Annotated in this window: 14 protein-coding genes; 6 read left to right on the top strand and 8 right to left on the bottom strand. The window is 68.6% G+C overall.

The window, feature by feature from the left end; all coding sequences use genetic code 11:
• Positions 1-6 precede the first annotated feature (6 nt).
• Genes AWC25_RS16240 through AWC25_RS16230 form a run of 3 tightly spaced genes read left to right on the top strand, consistent with a single transcriptional unit; the run spans position 7 to position 3448 of the window.
• The gene (locus tag AWC25_RS16240) at positions 7-1140 is read left to right on the top strand and encodes a DUF4350 domain-containing protein (RefSeq protein WP_169717138.1); all 1134 of its coding nucleotides are present in this window, start codon (positions 7-9) and stop codon (positions 1138-1140) included.
• Complete coding sequence (locus tag AWC25_RS16235; RefSeq protein WP_069401949.1) at positions 1137-2114, top strand: AAA family ATPase; 978 nt, start codon at positions 1137-1139, stop codon at positions 2112-2114. Before AWC25_RS16240 ends, AWC25_RS16235 begins: the two co-directional genes overlap by 4 nt.
• On the top strand, positions 2114-3448 hold the full coding sequence (locus AWC25_RS16230) for a DUF58 domain-containing protein (RefSeq protein ID WP_085167093.1): 1335 nt from the start codon (positions 2114-2116) through the stop codon (positions 3446-3448). Before AWC25_RS16235 ends, AWC25_RS16230 begins: the two co-directional genes overlap by 1 nt.
• 3 nt (positions 3449-3451) lie before the next feature.
• On the opposite strand, the gene AWC25_RS16225 is transcribed toward AWC25_RS16230, so the two are convergent.
• Positions 3452-4453, bottom strand: a complete 1002-nt coding sequence (locus tag AWC25_RS16225; RefSeq protein WP_085167092.1) for a stage II sporulation protein M — start codon at positions 4451-4453, stop codon at positions 3452-3454.
• A 77-nt stretch (positions 4454-4530) separates the two neighbouring features.
• On the opposite strand from AWC25_RS16225, the gene AWC25_RS16220 reads away from it, so the two are divergent.
• Entirely contained in the window at positions 4531-5412 is an 882-nt protein-coding gene (locus tag AWC25_RS16220; RefSeq protein WP_085167091.1) for an RDD family protein, read from the top strand.
• Between the two features lie 12 nt (positions 5413-5424).
• Here AWC25_RS16220 and AWC25_RS16215 read toward each other — a convergent pair whose 3' ends face one another.
• Positions 5425-5814 (bottom strand): hypothetical protein, encoded by a 390-nt coding sequence (locus AWC25_RS16215; RefSeq protein ID WP_069401945.1) that lies wholly within the window; start codon positions 5812-5814, stop codon positions 5425-5427.
• A 150-nt stretch (positions 5815-5964) separates the two neighbouring features.
• Here AWC25_RS16215 and AWC25_RS16210 point away from each other — a divergent pair, with 150 nt between their 5' ends.
• On the top strand, positions 5965-6723 hold the full coding sequence (locus AWC25_RS16210; protein WP_085167090.1) for a PadR family transcriptional regulator: 759 nt from the start codon (positions 5965-5967) through the stop codon (positions 6721-6723).
• Between the two features lie 45 nt (positions 6724-6768).
• On the opposite strand, the gene glpK is transcribed toward AWC25_RS16210, so the two are convergent.
• Entirely contained in the window at positions 6769-8325 is a 1557-nt protein-coding gene (gene glpK / locus AWC25_RS16205; RefSeq protein ID WP_069401943.1) for a glycerol kinase GlpK, read from the bottom strand.
• A 135-nt stretch (positions 8326-8460) separates the two neighbouring features.
• On the opposite strand from glpK, the gene AWC25_RS16200 reads away from it, so the two are divergent.
• Complete coding sequence (locus AWC25_RS16200; protein ID WP_085167089.1) at positions 8461-9948, top strand: glutamate-cysteine ligase family protein; 1488 nt, start codon at positions 8461-8463, stop codon at positions 9946-9948.
• A gap of 81 nt (positions 9949-10029) precedes the next feature.
• Here the strand turns inward: AWC25_RS16200 and egtE are convergent, their stop codons facing one another.
• From egtE to egtA, 5 genes are read right to left on the bottom strand one after another with little or no spacing between them, the layout of a single operon-like run.
• Positions 10030-11175: an ergothioneine biosynthesis PLP-dependent enzyme EgtE gene (gene egtE / locus AWC25_RS16195; protein WP_069401941.1), complete on the bottom strand. Its 1146-nt coding sequence runs from the start codon at positions 11173-11175 to the stop codon at positions 10030-10032.
• Entirely contained in the window at positions 11172-12137 is a 966-nt protein-coding gene (gene egtD / locus AWC25_RS16190; RefSeq protein WP_069401940.1) for an L-histidine N(alpha)-methyltransferase, read from the bottom strand. The genes egtE and egtD overlap by 4 nt, the downstream gene beginning before the upstream one ends.
• On the bottom strand, positions 12134-12850 hold the full coding sequence (gene egtC, locus AWC25_RS16185; protein WP_069401939.1) for an ergothioneine biosynthesis protein EgtC: 717 nt from the start codon (positions 12848-12850) through the stop codon (positions 12134-12136). Before egtC ends, egtD begins: the two co-directional genes overlap by 4 nt.
• Positions 12850-14160 (bottom strand): ergothioneine biosynthesis protein EgtB, encoded by a 1311-nt coding sequence (egtB, locus tag AWC25_RS16180; protein WP_142278879.1) that lies wholly within the window; start codon positions 14158-14160, stop codon positions 12850-12852. Before egtB ends, egtC begins: the two co-directional genes overlap by 1 nt.
• Positions 14157-15446, bottom strand: a complete 1290-nt coding sequence (egtA, locus tag AWC25_RS16175; protein WP_069401937.1) for an ergothioneine biosynthesis glutamate--cysteine ligase EgtA — start codon at positions 15444-15446, stop codon at positions 14157-14159. Before egtA ends, egtB begins: the two co-directional genes overlap by 4 nt.
• Positions 15447-15489 lie beyond the last annotated feature (43 nt).

The following is a 15489-nucleotide window of genomic DNA, read 5'->3' as shown; positions in this document are numbered from 1 at the left end:
GACTCGATGCCCGCTCCGGCCGCCCAGGCCGGGACCGGACGCTGGCGCTCGTGGCGGTGGGTGGCGCTCACGCTGGTCGCGCTCGGGCTCATCGCCTGGATCGGCGCCTACCTGACGGCGCCGCGGCCGGGCCCACGCATGGATCCGGAGTCCACCGCAACCGACGGCGCCCACGCGCTGGCGGCGTTGCTGCGCAACGGCGGCGTAGAGGTCATCGTCGCCGAGAACCTCGGTGACGTCGAGAAAGCGGCTCGCTCCCACACGCTGATCCTGGTGGCCCAAAGCCAGTACCTCACCAACGACCAACAATTGCAGCGCCTGGCCGATGTGCCCGGTGATCTGTTGCTGGTCGAACCGACCGCCCGCACCCGTGCCGCCCTGCTGCCCGGCATCCGCATCTCGAGTTCTGCCGCCTTCGACGTCGATCCGGATTGCACGCTGCGCGAGGCGGTTCGGGCCGGATCGGTACGCTTTGGACCGAGCGACACCTTCGAGGCCAAGGACGGACGGACGATGACCCGCTGCTATGACGGGGCGCTGATTCGGTTCCGGGACGGCGGGCGTACCGTCACCGCGGTCGGCAGCAGCGACTTCATGACCAACGACGGTCTGCTGCACGCGGGGAACGCCGCGCTGGCGATGAATCTCGCGGGCGACCGGCCCCGCCTCATCTGGTACGCGCCGCACCACGCCGAGGGCGAAACATCTTCTCCCGCATCGATTCTCGACCTGATTCCGGACAATGTGACGTGGATCGTCTGGCAACTGTGGCTGGTCGTGCTGCTGGTCGCGTTGTGGAAGGGCCGTCGTCCCGGCCCGCTGGTGGCCGAGGATCTGCCCGTGGTAGTGCGCGCGTCGGAGACGGTCGAGGGCCGCGGCCGGCTGTATCGCTCGCGCCGGGCTCACGACCGCGCCGCCGCCGCGCTGCGCACCGCGACCTTGCAGCGGCTGGCGCCCCGGCTGGGTCTGGGGCCCGGCGCGCACCCGCAGGCGATGGTGCTGACCGTCGCCCAACGCACCGGCCTCGACCCGGGATTGGTTTCGTACCACTTGTTCGGCCCGCCGCCGGGCACCGACAACGACTTGCTCAACCTCGCCCGCGCGCTCGACGAAATCGAAAGGCAGGTCACCACCTCGTGACGCAATCTCCGATCGCTCAAACCTCCACCACCGACTCCGCGCGAGATGCCCTGCTGGCACTGCGCGGCGAGCTCGCCAAAGCCGTTGTGGGACAAGAAGGAGTGATCAGCGGCCTGGTGATCGCGTTGCTGTGCCGCGGGCATGTGCTGCTGGAAGGTGTTCCGGGAGTGGCCAAAACGCTTCTGGTCCGCGCCCTGTCCGCGGCACTGCAGTTGGAGTTCAAACGGGTGCAGTTCACTCCCGATCTGATGCCCGGTGATGTTACCGGCTCCCTGGTCTACGACGCCCGCACCGCCGCATTCGTGTTTCGCCCGGGACCGGTGTTCACCAACCTGCTGTTGGCGGACGAGATCAACCGCACCCCGCCCAAAACCCAGGCCGCACTGCTCGAAGCGATGGAGGAGCGTCAGGTCAGCGTGGAAGGTGAATCCCGGGCATTACCAGACCCATTCATCGTCGCGGCTACCCAGAACCCCGTCGAATACGAGGGCACCTACCAGCTGCCGGAGGCCCAGCTCGACCGTTTCCTGCTCAAACTGAACGTGACATTGCCGCCGCGAGACGCCGAGATCGCTATTCTCAACCGGCACGCACACGGCTTCGATCCCCGCGACCTGTCGGCCATCAAACCGGTGGCCGGACCCGCCGAGCTGGCGGCCGGTCGGCAAGCGGTGCAACAAGTTCTCATCGCCGACGAGGTGTTGGGCTATATCGTCGACATCGTCGGCGCCACCCGGTCCTCCCCCGCACTGCAACTCGGCGTCTCGCCGCGCGGGGCCACCGCCCTGCTGGGCACGGCCCGCTCCTGGGCATGGCTGTCCGGGCGTAACTACGTCACCCCCGATGACGTCAAGGCGATGGCCCGGCCGACGCTGCGGCACCGGGTGATGCTGCGCCCCGAGGCCGAGCTCGAGGGAGCCACGCCCGACGGCGTGCTCGACGGAATCTTGGCGTCGGTTCCGGTGCCCCGCTAGTGATCCTGACCGGACGCACCGGCCTGGTGGCGCTGTTGGGCGTCATACCGATCGCGCTTTCCCCTTGGCCGGCAAGAGTTTTCGAAGTATTGCTGGCGGCACTGGCGATGGCGGTGGCGATCGATATCGCCCTGGCGGCGAGCCCCCGGCGGCTGCGCTACATCCGATCACCGGACAGCTCGGCCCGTCTTGGCCAGCCGGTCGACGTGACTCTGGAAATTCACAACGACGGGACACGCCGCTTTCGCGGGCAGGTGCGCGACGCCTGGTCACCCAGTGCGCGCGCCACGCCCCGCATCCACCCGGTAAAAATCAGGCCCGGCCAAGACCAGCGGATCCAGACCCAACTGCGACCGGTGCGGCGCTGCGATCAACGCGCGGCCGTCGTCACGGCCCGATCCATCGGCCCGCTCGGGCTGGCCGGGCGGCAGTCGTCGCGGCCGGTGCCCGGGCAGGTCCGGGTGCTGCCCCCGTTCCTATCGCGCAAACACCTGCCGTCGCGACTGGCCAAACTGCGCGAGATCGACGGGCTGCTGCCCACCCTGATCCGCGGGCAGGGCACCGAATTCGATTCGCTGCGCGAATATGTCGTGGGCGACGATGTGCGCTCGATCGACTGGCGGGCGTCGGCGCGACGCGCCGACGTGATGGTCCGCACTTGGCGCCCCGAGCGCGACCGTCGGGTGGTGATCGTGCTCGACACCGGGCGCATGGCAGCGGGTCGGGTCGGCGTCGACCCGACCTCTTCTGGTCCGGGGGCCGACCCCGCGGGATGGCCACGGCTCGACTGGTCGATGGATGCGGCGCTGCTGTTGGCCGCGCTGGCATCCCGGGCCGGCGACCACGTCGACTTCCTGGCTCACGACCGGGTGAGCCGAGCCGGCGTGTTCGGCGCATCGCGCACCGAGGTGCTCGCCCAATTCGTCGACGCCATGGCTCCGCTGCAGCCGACGCTCGTCGAATCCGATTGGCGCGCAATGGTTGCGGCCATTACCCGGCGCATCCGCCGACGCGCACTGGTGGTGTTGCTGACCGACTTCAACGCCAGCGCGCTCGACGAGGGTCTGCTGCCGGTGCTGCCGCAGCTGTCGGCTAAGCACCATCTGCTCATCGCCGCCGCCTCCGATCCGCGGGTCGACCAAATGGCTACCGGGCGTTCGGATGCCGCCGCCGTGTACGACGCGGGGGCCGCGGAGAAATCCCGCAACGACCGCCGTGCCATCGCAACCCGGTTGCGCCAGATCGGGGTGGAAGTGGTCGACGCGCCGCCCACCGAACTGGCGCCCACGCTGGCCGACCGCTATCTGGCGATGAAGGCGACAGGGCGCCTGTAGAAGTCAGCTCGTCGGGACGACGTCGGGGGCATCGTCGATGTCACCCGTCTCCCCCGCTCTCGCGGCGCGACGCCCGAAATAGATGACATACGACAGAAACGCCGCCTCGGCGCCGATCCCGATGCCGATGCGGACGACCGTCGGCAGCGGTGACGGTGTCACGAGAGCCTCGATCAGACCCGAGACCAACAGCACGCCGACCAGTCCCACCGCGACCGACACCACGGCCCGACCCTGCTCGGCCAGGACCTGCCCGCGGGGGCGGTCACCCGGCGCAATCACCGACCAGCCCAGTCGCATTCCCGCCGACCCGGCGAGAAACACCGCGGTCAGCTCCAACAGTCCGTGCGGAATCAGCAGGCCCAACAAGATGGCGCCCTTGCCCGCGTGAAACATCAAGCCCGCGATCAGCCCCAGGTTCGCGGCGTTCTGGAACAGCACGATCGGGATCGGTAGACCCAGCAGTACCGCGAACGCGATGCACTGCGCGGACACCCAGGAGTTGTTCACCCAGACTTGCAACGCGAACGCCGCGGCCGGGTGTTCGCTGTAGTAGGAGGCGACGTCGTGGTTCACCAATTGGTCGATGTCGCTTGGGGTTCCGATCGCCGACTGCACCTCGGGGTTGGTAGCCACCCACACCGCGATGATCGCCGCGACCGCGAAGAACGCCGCGGCGGTGCCCACCCACCAGCGCCAGCCGCGGTAGGCGACGACCGGGAATGACACCGTCCAGAACCGGGCGAACGCGCTGGTCACCGGCGCATGCGCGCCCGTCACCGCCGAGCGGGCCCGGGCGATCAGGCTGGACAGCCGACCGATCGTCAGCGAATCCGATCCGAGCGTGCTGGCCGACCGCAACATCGACAGATGGGTCGAGACTCGCTGATACAGCTCGACGAGCTCGTCGACTTCCGCGCCCGTCAGCGATCTGCGCCTCTTGATCAGTTGGTCGAGCCGGTCCCAGGTGCCGCGATGGGCCAGCACGAATGCGTCGACGTCCACCTTGGGCAGCCTAATCGCAGTTGCCGGATAGCCGAGGCCGGCCGGTCAGACGCGGACGACCTGTACCGTTCGGAGTTATGTCGGAGGTGGTGACCGGGGACGCGGTGGTGCTCGATGTGCAGATCGCCCAGTTGCCGGTGCGCGCATTGAGCGCACTGATCGACATCATCATGGTGTTCCTTCTCTATGTGATCGGGCTGATGCTGTGGGCGGCCACCCTGACCCAGTTCGACGGCGCGCTCAGCGCCGCCATCCTGATCATCTTCACCGTGGTGGTGCTGGTCGGATACCCGATGGTGTTCGAAACGGCGACTCGCGGAAGGTCGGTCGGCAAGGTCATCATGGGGCTGCGCGTCGTGTCCGACGACGGCGGCCCGGAACGGTTCCGGCAGGCGCTCTTTCGCGCGTTGGCAGCACTGGTGGAGATCTGGATGCTCGCCGGCAGCCCCGCGGTGATCTCAAGCATCCTGTCGTCCAAGGCCAAGCGGATCGGTGACATCTTCGCCGGCACCGTGGTCGTCAGTGAGCGCGGACCGCGGCTCGCACCGCCGCCCGCTATGCCGCCGTCCTTGGCGTGGTGGGCCGCGTCGTTGCAACTGTCCAACCTCGACGCCGGTCGAGCCGAACTGGCACGCCAATTCCTTTCTCGCGCATCGCGACTCGAACCGCAGCTACGGCTACAGATGTCGTATCGGATCGCCGGAGACGTGGTGTCGCGCATCGCACCACCACCGCCGCCCGGCGCCCCACCGGAGCTGGTTCTGGCCGCCGTCCTGGCCGAACGGCACCGCCGCGAGCTGGCGCGGCTGCGGCCCGCGATGCCACCCGGGCCGGCGGGCTCGCCGCCCGGTCCTTGGGCGCCGGCACCCCCGTACCCCGGGCCGGCCGCGTCCCAGCCGGCACCGCAGGTCGCGCAGCCGCAGGAACAACGACCCGGCGGCTTCTCGCCGCCGTCCTGACGCGGCGCTGCGCTAGTGCGCGACCGCGGCCGCCATCAGCGCGACGTCGGCGACCAACAGCGCCCAGCCGACCAGGGGCACCGCAATCCCGCCGCGGTGTTTGGCGGTGAAAAACGACACCAGGATGACTACGAAGGCAACCAGCGGCGCCCCGTAAAACGCAACCCCGAAGTCGATTCCGCCGCGACCCAGGTTCGGACAGGTGCGTTGGGTGCACCCGTCGGTGCTCATCACCGCGCCGAGCGCGAAAAGCATGACGATCGCGGCGGCGGGGACCGTCGAGAACGCCAACCCCCAGTTCACCCACGTCCGCACGGGACGGTCCGGGCCGCCCTCGCGCCCCGGATCCTGGGTCGTCCCTCCGGTGCGGCCGAACCTCACGTCGGAGTTCTTTGCATTCATCCGGGAGTCCGTACCCGTCCCCCGGCGGGCACAAACGAGGCGCTGTCGAGACGGACCGTTGCATCACGACCGGTTACGATATATCGTGATATTCACGTGAGCACGGAGCGCGCGGAAAGCGCCTCCCCCGAAAACATTGAGGACCAAACTATGAACACTCCATTCACCCCCGATGACCACCCATTCCCCGGTCACCACAAATTCGGCTTCGGCCCCGGTCACCACGGACCCACTCTCGGGCCCGTGACGGGACTGGGTGCACCCACCGGCCGCGCTGGCCGGCGCGCGTTGCACCTGGCCCGGCGGCAGGGTCGCCGGGAATTCTTCGACAACCTGCGCGAGCACGCCGGCGACGGCGGCTTCGGTCCCGGCTTCGGTGCCGGGTTCGGCCCCGCCTTCGGACCGGGCTTCGGGCCGGGCTTCGGGTTCGGCCCCGGCGGACGACGCGGCGGATTTCGCCGTGGCGGTGGCCGCGGACGACGCGGCGACGTCCGGGCCGCCATCCTGACGCTGCTGGCCGAGCGGCCCATGCACGGCTACGAGATGATTCAGCAGATCGCCGAACGCAGCAACGGAATCTGGAAGCCCAGCCCCGGGTCGGTGTACCCGACGCTGCAACTGCTGGATGACGAAGGACTGGTCACCGCGAACCAAACCGACGGCAGCAAAAAGCTGTTCGAGCTGACGGAGGAAGGACGGGCGGCGGCCGAGAAGATCGCAACCCCACCGTGGGACGAGATCGCCGAGGGTGCGGATCCGGGTCAGCTGAATCTACGCGCGGCCGTCGGTCAGTTGTGCGGCGCGGTCGCGCAATCCGCCCACACCGCCACCGCCGAGCAGCAGCAGCGCATCATCGAGATTCTCAACACCGCCCGGCGGGAGATCTACGGCATTCTCGGCGAGGACTGACCCCTACCCCCGGTGTCCGCCGGCTCGGAGCCGGCGGACACCCGGCTAGGACACGTCGACCCAGTCCAGGGTGCGCTGCACCGCCTTTCGCCAACCCGCATACCCCTGCGCGCGCTGATCGTCATTCCATGCCGGCGTCCACCGTTTGTCCTCCTGCCAATTGGCCCGCAGGTCGGACGGATCGGCCCAGAAACCCACCGCCAGGCCCGCCGCATAGGCGGCGCCCAGCGCGGTGGTCTCGGCGACCACCGGGCGCACCACGTCGACACCCAGCACGTCGGCCTGGATCTGCATGCACAGCTCGTTTTGCGTGATGCCGCCATCGACCTTCAAAACCTCAAGGCGCACACCGGAATCCGCTTCCATCGCGTCGACCACATCGCGGCTCTGATAGCAGATCGCCTCCAGCGTGGCGCGGGCCAGATGCGCGTTGGTGTTGTAGCGCGACAGGCCGACGATCGCGCCGCGCGCATCCGATCGCCAATACGGGGCGAACAGCCCCGAAAACGCCGGGACGAAATACACCCCGCCGTTGTCGGGGACCTCGCGGGCCAGCGATTCGCTCTGCGCGGCACCGCTGATGATGCCCAACTGGTCGCGCAGCCACTGCACCGCCGAGCCGGTCACCGCGATCGACCCCTCCAACGCGTAGACGGGTTTGGCGTCGCCGAACTGATAGCAGACCGTGGTCAGCAGACCATTGTCGGACCGCACGATCGTCTCGCCGGTATTAAGCAACAGGAAATTCCCGGTGCCGTAGGTGTTTTTCGCTTCCCCAGCCGACAAGCACACCTGCCCGACCATCGCGGCGTGCTGGTCACCGAGCATCCCGGTGATCGGCACCTCGGCGCCGATCGGCCCGTCGCCCAACGTCACGCCGTAGGGCTGCGTCGGTGACGAGGGCGCGATCGGGGGCAGCATCGCGCGCGGAATGGAGAAGAACGACAACAGCTCGTCGTCCCAGTCCAGCGTCTCGAGATCCATCAGCATGGTGCGGCTCGCGTTGGTGACGTCGGTGACGTGCACCCCGCCCCGCGGCCCGCCGGTCAGATTCCACAGCACCCAGCTGTCCGCGGTGCCGAACAACGCGTCACCGTTCTCGGCCGCCGCACGCACCCCGTCGACGTTCTGAAGAATCCATTGCAGCTTGCCGCCGGAAAAATAGGTGGCCGGGGGCAGGCCCGCTTTCTGCCGGATCACGTCGCCGCGGCCGTCGCGCTGCAGCGCCGACGCGATCCGGTCGGTCCGGGTGTCCTGCCAGACGATGGCGTTGTAGTACGGCCGCCCGGTGCGTTTGTCCCAGACCAGCGTCGTCTCGCGTTGGTTGGTGATGCCCAGCGCCGCAATATCTTTCGCCGATAATTTCGAGGTGTTCAGTACCGACATCAACACCGATGCGGTGCGTTCCCAGATCTCGACCGGATTGTGCTCGACCCAGCCGGCCCGCGGCAACACCTGGTCGTGCTCGAGTTGGTGACGGGCGACCTCGGCGCCGCCGTGATCGAAGATCATGCAACGGGTGCTGGTGGTGCCTTGGTCAATAGCTGCGACGAACTCAGCCACCTGCTCTCCTTCGTCGTGAACTCTGACACGTCCTGCCATCGTCCATGATGGGCCACGGTCCCACCAGATCCGCAGCTAATCGGCCTCGCCAAGCCGACGTGCGGCTCGAGTCGGATCGCGGCGCCGGGCGCGCCGCTCTTGCGTTCCCGTCGGCAACCCTGTTGCATCGGCGATGTGGGCGAAGAGGTCAAGCGCACCACGTATGACCGCGCACAACGGCGGGAGTACCGGCGCAAGGTGCAGCTTTGTCTGGACGTCTTCGAGACAATGCTCACCCAGTCGCGTTTCGACTCCGACCGGCCGCTCACCGGAATGGAAATCGAATGCAACCTTGTCGACGGCGACTATCAGCCCGCCATGTCGAACCGGCACGTGCTGGACGCCATAGCGGATCCGGCATATCAGCGGGAATTGGGCGCCTACAACATCGAATTCAACGTGCCGCCCCGCCCGCTGCCCGGACACACCGTCCTCGATCTCGAGACCGAGGTGCGCGCCAGCCTCAACGAGGCACAGACCAAAGCCGGATCCGACGGCACCCGCATCGTGATGATCGGCATTCTGCCCACCCTGATGCCCGAGCATCTATCGCGTGACGGCTGGATGAGCGAGTCGACCAGGTACGCCGCACTCAACGATTCCATCTTCCGTGCGCGCGGCGAGGACATCCCGATCCGCATCTCCGGTCCGGAGCCATTGAGCTGGGAAGCCGCCACCATTGCCCCCGAATCAGCTTGCACCAGTATGCAATTGCACTTGCAAGTGGCGCCAGAGGAGTTCGCGCCTAACTGGAATGCGGCGCAAGTGATGGCCGGTCCGCAGCTGGCGCTGGCCGCCAACTCGCCATACTTCTTCGGTCATCAACTCTGGTCGGAAACCCGCATCGAGGTGTTCGCCCAGTCCACCGACACCCGGCCGGAGGAACTCAAGGTGCAGGGCGTTCGGCCCCGAGTGTGGTTCGGCGAACGGTGGATCACCTCGATCCTGGATCTGTTCAAGGAGAACATCCGCTACTTCCCCTCGCTGCTCCCGGAGTTGTCCGACGAGGATCCGGTCGCCGAGTTGGCCGCCGGGCGAGTGCCCGCGCTGCCCGAACTGCGCCTGCACAACGGCACCGTGTACCGGTGGAACCGGCCGGTGTACGACGTCTTGGAGGTGGACGGAGCCGCGCGCCCGCACCTGCGGCTGGAGAATCGGGTACTGCCGGCCGGTCCCACGGTCGTCGACATGCTGGCCAATTCCGCGTTCTACTACGGCACCCTGCGCACGCTCTCCGAAGACGAGAACCCGCTCTGGACGAAGATGAGTTTCCCTGCGGCACATGGCAATTTTCTTGCCGCGGCACGGCACGGGATCGGCGCCCGGCTGCACTGGCCCGATCTGGGCGAGGTGGCCGCCGCCGACTTGGTGCTCGACACGCTGTTGCCGATCGCCCACGAAGGATTGCGGCGCTGGGGTGTGGACGCCGAAGTGCGGGAGCGGTTCCTCGGGGTGATCGAGGGCCGCGCCAAGGCCGGCCGCAACGGCGCCACCTGGCAGGTCGCTACGGTGCAGGCGCTGGAAGACGGCGGTATGACCCGACCCGCCGCGCTCGCCGAGATGCTGCGCCGGTACTGCGACCACATGCACGCCAACGAACCGGTCCACACCTGGCCGAGCTGAGCGTGAGTTGCTGCTTTAGGCACGCGATCCCACCTGGCCCAACGGTTCTGTGCACGGCTTTCGCGTCGGGATCGATCCGGGCTAGGCGCTGGTGGCGGCGGTCGCGGCGATCAACGCCTCGGCGAAGGTTTCCAGGTCCGCCGCGGTGGTGTCGGCATGCGGAGAGATCCGTAACACCGGCGCCGTCATGGCCAGCGGCGCGCGCGGAAGACCCGCAAAGGTGCACAGGATCCGCCGTTCGATGAGCAGCCAGTCCCGCACCTCCTGCGGGTCGGCGCCGTCGGTGGGCGTCAAAGTTGTTATCGCGCTGGGCTCTTCGAGTTCTTCGACCACCGCCCACCCCGGCACATCGGCCAGGGTGCTGCGGCTGATCCGGCCGACGTCGACCAGCCGCGCCCGCACCGCCGCCGGCCCGAACGCCAGATACTCACCGAGTGCCACCGAAAAACCCACGCGGGCAGCGATATTGGCTTCACCGAATTCGAGTTGCTGAGCCACCGAGACCGGTTCGGACCATGTCGGCACCGGCAACCGGGGCCGGAGCCGCTGCGTCAGGTCCGCCCGGATGGCCAGGAAACCCACGCCGCGCGGGCCGGCCATCCACTTGCGCGACGACGAGTACATCACGTCGGCCCCGACCGCGCAGTCCACCTGACCCAGCGCCTGCGCGGCGTCGATGACCAGCGGCAGACCCAGGTCGCGGCACAGCTGCACCACCATCGAAATCGGTTGCACCACACCGCTGTGGCTGGCTACCGGAGTCAGGTGGACGAAATCGGGCGGGTCGGTCTCGAGGGCGAACGCCGCGTCGTCGAGCGCGAGGCGGCCATCCTCGAGCGTCGGCAGCAGCCGTCGGTCGAACCCGTGGGCCGCCATCACCGCGAGGTTGGGCCCGTATTCGCCCGGCAGGCAAGCCAGGGTTCGGCGCTCGGTGGGCCAGCTCCCGAGCAGCAGATCCAGCGCGTTCAGCGAACCGGTGGTGTAGACGACGTCGGCGTCGGCCATTCCGGTCAGCGCGGCAAGTGCGGCGCGCCCCGCGTCCAGGGTGGGTGCCGCGGCCTGCGCTGCCACGTATGCGCCGACCTCCGCCTCGTGCCGGGCGTGCTGCGCGGCGGCGTCGATGGCGGCGAAACTTTGCCGCGAGCTGGCGGCGCTGTCCAGATGCAGACCGGCTGCCGGGGGCCGGGCCGCCCGCCAGCGGTCGGCCAGCGACGCAGCCTCGTTCATTTAGCCGCTAACGACAACCCGAAGTCGCCGGCGGCGTCGGTCCACCACCGAAGGCGGCGCAGTCCCGCGGCGGCCAGTTCCGAGCTCACCCCTTCGGGCCGAAACTTGCTCGACACCTCGGTCAACATCTCCTCGCCGGCACCGAACTCGACGGTCAAATCGAGGGCCCCGATCCGGACCCGCTGGGATCGGTCGGTCCGCAGCCACATCTCGATGCGTTCCTCCTCGACGTTCCACCGCGCCACATGCTCGAAGGCGGCGACGTCGAAATCCGCATCCAGTTCCCGGTTGACCACGGCGAGCACATTGCGGTTGAACCGGGCCGTCACGCCCGCGGCGTCGTCGTAGGCGCGCAGCAACCGGCCGGTGTCCTTGACCAGATCGGTGCCCAGCAGCAAGGTGTCGCCGGGCTGCATCACCGCGGCCAGGGTGGTGAGAAACTCGGCGCGCGGCCCCGGGGTGAGGTTGCCGATCGTCGATCCGAGGAACACGAACAGCCGCCGGCCGCCGGCCGGGATCTCGCCGAGGTGCTCCTCGAAATCGCCGCACACGGCCTTGATTTCGACACCGGGGTATTCCTGTTGGATGGCGGTGGCGGCGGTCGCCAACATGCCGGCATCGACGTCGAACGGCACAAACCGGCGCAACGCTGCGCGCTGGTGCAGCGCGTCCAGCAACAGCCGCGTCTTCTCCGACGTTCCGCTGCCCAGTTCGACCAGGGTGTCAGCCGCGCTGGTCGCCGCGATTTCCGCGGACCGGGAGCGCAGGATCTCCGCCTCCGCGCGGGTGGGGTAGTACTCCGGCAGCCGGGTGATCTGGTCGAACAGGTCGCTGCCCACCGAGTCGTAAAACCACTTGGGCGGCAACGACTTCGGTGTGCGTCGCAGGCCGTCGAAAACGTCACGGCGTAGCGCGTGATACGCCGAGTCGGCGGCCAGGTGGTTGGACAGCGACAGCGTCATCGAGATCCTTTCGGCTCGTCCAGCGGGGTCAGCGTCACGCCTTGCGCGCTGACTTCGACCAGATGGTGATCGGGGACGTCCTCCCAATCCGAGTCGTCGTCGTAGGGCTCGCTGGCCAGCACTACGCCGTCGTCACGGCGCAGGATGGACAGGGTGTCACCCCAGGCGGTGGCCAGCATGCGAGAACCGTTGGCCGCCAGAATGTTGAGCCGGGCGTTGGGGTCCAGCGCGCCGATCTGCGCGATCGTCGCACCCAGCGCGTCCAGTCCCAGCGCGAAGATGGTGGCCGCCAACATCGCGCTGTCACATACGGATTCGGCGGTGGCCGTCAACGGCAGCACAGTGCGGTCGACGACGCCGTTGTGCGACAACAACCATTGCCCGTCGGTGAACGGCGCGGTGGCGCTCACTTCGATCGGCATGCCCACCGTCGCCGAGCGCACCGCGGCCACTACGCAGCCGCTGCGCAGCGCCGGCGCGACCGAGTCGAACGAGGTGTCGCCCCACAGCGGAGCCGCGCTGCGCCAGCGTCGCGGCACGACGACGCCGTCGACGGAACGGTCGAAAAACCCGACGCCCCAACCGTCGGCGTTCAGCAGGCCGTGCTTTTGGCGGCGCGGCGCGTAGGACTGCACCCGCAGTCCGAATGGTGGATCCAGCACCAGCGCCGACACGCTGACGTCGGCGCCGAGCCAGCCGAGGTGGCGACACATCAGGTCCGGTCTCCCGCGTCGGGAACATCCCATGCCAGCCGCACCCCGGAAAAGATCTGCCGGCGGATCGGGTGGTCCCAATTGCGGAAGCTGGGCCGCAGGATGTCGGCCGCCACGGCCCATGATCCGCCGCGCAGGATCCGGTAGTCACCGTCGAAGAACGGCTGCGAGTAGCGCTCGTAGATCATCGGCGCGAAACCGGGCCACGGCCGCAGCGGCGAGGTGGTCCACTCCCAGACGTCGCCGAGCATCTGCTCGACGCCGTAGGCCGAGGCGCCGGCCGGGTAGGCGCCCACCGGTGCGGGGCGCAGCGCGGCTCCGCCCAGGTTGGCGAGTTCGCTTGACGGCTCGACCCATCCCCACGGGTAGCGGCGCCGGGTCCCGGTCGCGGGATCCCACGCGCAGGCCTTCTCCCATTCGATTTCGCTGGGCAACCGGGCACCGGCCCAGGCGGCGTAGGCCTCGGCCTCGAAATAGGTGACATGCTGCACCGGCTCGTCGGGCGGGATCTCCTCGATGTAGCCGAACCGGGTGCGGGTGCGGCCGTCGGGGGCCCAGAACTGCGGTGCGGCAAGACCGGCGCTCGCCCGGTGCTCCCACCCGCGCGGTGACCACCAGCGGGGATCGCGGTAGCCACCGGCGTCGATGAAGTGTTGCCATTCGCCGTTGGTGACCGGGACCCGGCCGATCCGGAACGACGGCACGTCGACGACATGGGCGGGGCGTTCGTTGTCCAACGAGAACGGTTCGCTGCCGGCGTCGACGCCGAGCACGAACGGCCCGCCGGGCACCAGCACCGACGTCCCGGCCACGCCCGCGCGGCCGACTGGCAAACTGGTTGAAGCACGCAGCAGCGGACTGCCGGTGCGCAGGTTCAACGCCTGCAGCATCGTTTCGTCGTGTTGGTGTTCGTGGCTGACGATCATCCCGTAAGCGAAGGCCGCACGGTCAGCGCCCGGTTCATCGGGCAGTGCGTCCAGCGCATCAAGCACCGCGGAACGCACTGTGCGGCAATATGATCGAGCTTGTTTGGGCGAGAGCAGCGGCAAGTCGACGCGGCTGGCGCGCGGGTGCACGAAGGCGTCGTAGAGACCCTCCACCGCCGGGTCGAGCATGCCGGGGCGAGCCGGGTCGCCGCCGCGCAACAGCCACAGCTCCTCTTGCTGGCCGATGTGCGCGAGATCCCACACCAGCGGGCTCATCAACGAGTCGTACTGGCGGTGAAGTTCGTCGTCGTCGAAATCGACCAGCCGCAACGTACGCGCCCGCGCCCGCTCGAGATCGTCGGCGATTCGTTGTCGCGAAGTCACAACTCCCCTTGCGCCAGCTGCGACACCGTGGCCGCGATGCCGTTGTCGATGACCTGATCGCAGAAGCCGTCGCCGGGACATCGCGCTCGTTCGACGTTGGCGATCAGCTGCTGCATCGCGTCGGTGAGGCCGGCCGGTGCCCTGTCGGCAGCGATGGCCACGCACGACAAGGCCGCCGCATGCAGCCGCCGATCGGCCAGACCGAGTCGGGCGGCGTTGTCCCAGGCGGTGGCCACCGGTTCGACGGCCGCAGCGGCGGCGTCGGCGGCGGCGGGGTCGTCGAGCAGGGTAGTCAGCGTGAAGGCAATGGCGGGCCAGTACTGATCTGGTGTGCTGTCCAAATAGCGGATCTCCAGCCATTGTCTGGGACGCACCGGCGGGAACAGCGTGGTGAGGTGATAGTCGAGGTCGGCGAGGGTGGGACGGCGGTCGCACAGCCGCGCCGAGCCGTCGGCCCAGTCGGCGAAGGACACGTAGTGAGTCAGCGGGACGGCCTCGGGGTTGTGCACCATCATCACCGGCGCCTTGAGCGCGTAGCGGGCCCAGTCGGCGCCCGGATCGTCCCCACTGGCGCCCAGGATGGGGCCGCAGCGCGCCGAGTCCATCTGACCCCACACCCGCTGGCGGCTGGACTGCCAACCGGTGAATTCACCGCCGAGCATCGGGGAGTTGGCGGTGATTGCGATCATGGTGGGTCCCAGGGCGTGGGCCAGCCGCACCCGGGCCGCCCAATCGGTCTGCGGCCCGGCATCCACGTTGACCTGAACCGAGGCCGTCGACGTCATCATCGCGGCGCCCGCCTCGGGGGACTGGCCGGCGGCGAAAAACTCTTCCATTGCGCGGTAGCGCGCGCCCGGGTTGATGCGCCGGGGTGGCCGCAGCGGATCGGTGCCTAAGAAGACCAGTCCCAGACCCTGCTCGGCCAGGGTCTGACGCAACACGCTCTGGTCGTTGTGCATCGCCTCGATGGCGGTCAGCACGCCGTCCTCCGGCCGGCCGGACAGTTCGATCGCGCCACCGGGCTCCACCGTGACCGCGCTACCGCCGGGCAGCGGCGACAGCGCGTCGATGACCCCGGTGATCTCGTCCCAGCCCGGCCGGCGGTGCGGGTCAACCGGGTCGAAGCAGTGCCCCTCCATCTCCAGCCCGACCCGTTGCGCCGGGCCGTCGACCAGGCAACCGTCGGCGATGTACTGGGCGGCCTCCTCGGAGGAGGTCAACTCGGATTCGGCCGGCCGGGCAATGTCGAGGTGCGAGGCCGCGGCGGTGATAGCGGCGAGCGTCATATCACGATCCCTCCGGGCCCGACCAGGCGCGCCGAGCGTCATG

This window comes from Mycobacterium sherrisii (assembly GCF_002102355.1).
In the GTDB taxonomy this organism is placed as follows: Bacteria; Actinomycetota; Actinomycetes; order Mycobacteriales; family Mycobacteriaceae; genus Mycobacterium; species Mycobacterium sherrisii.
Note: the sequence above shows the minus strand (reverse complement) of the source record. Positions and strands in the feature narration are given on the sequence as shown.

What these genes read in the sequence shown, in the direction of transcription:
- AWC25_RS16220 (WP_085167091.1), top strand. Translation starts at nt 4,531, where the DNA reads ATGTCGGAGGTGGTGACCGGGGACGCGGTGGTGCTCGATGTGCAGATC.
- egtC (WP_069401939.1), bottom strand. Translation starts at nt 12,850, where the DNA reads ATGTGTCGCCACCTCGGCTGGCTCGGCGCCGACGTCAGCGTGTCGGCG.
- egtD (WP_069401940.1), bottom strand. Translation starts at nt 12,137, where the DNA reads ATGACGCTGTCGCTGTCCAACCACCTGGCCGCCGACTCGGCGTATCAC.
- AWC25_RS16215 (WP_069401945.1), bottom strand. Translation starts at nt 5,814, where the DNA reads ATGAATGCAAAGAACTCCGACGTGAGGTTCGGCCGCACCGGAGGGACG.
- egtA (WP_069401937.1), bottom strand. Translation starts at nt 15,446, where the DNA reads ATGACGCTCGCCGCTATCACCGCCGCGGCCTCGCACCTCGACATTGCC.
- egtE (WP_069401941.1), bottom strand. Translation starts at nt 11,175, where the DNA reads ATGAACGAGGCTGCGTCGCTGGCCGACCGCTGGCGGGCGGCCCGGCCC.
- AWC25_RS16240 (WP_169717138.1), top strand. Translation starts at nt 7, where the DNA reads ATGCCCGCTCCGGCCGCCCAGGCCGGGACCGGACGCTGGCGCTCGTGG.
- AWC25_RS16210 (WP_085167090.1), top strand. Translation starts at nt 5,965, where the DNA reads ATGAACACTCCATTCACCCCCGATGACCACCCATTCCCCGGTCACCAC.
- glpK (WP_069401943.1), bottom strand. Translation starts at nt 8,325, where the DNA reads ATGGCAGGACGTGTCAGAGTTCACGACGAAGGAGAGCAGGTGGCTGAG.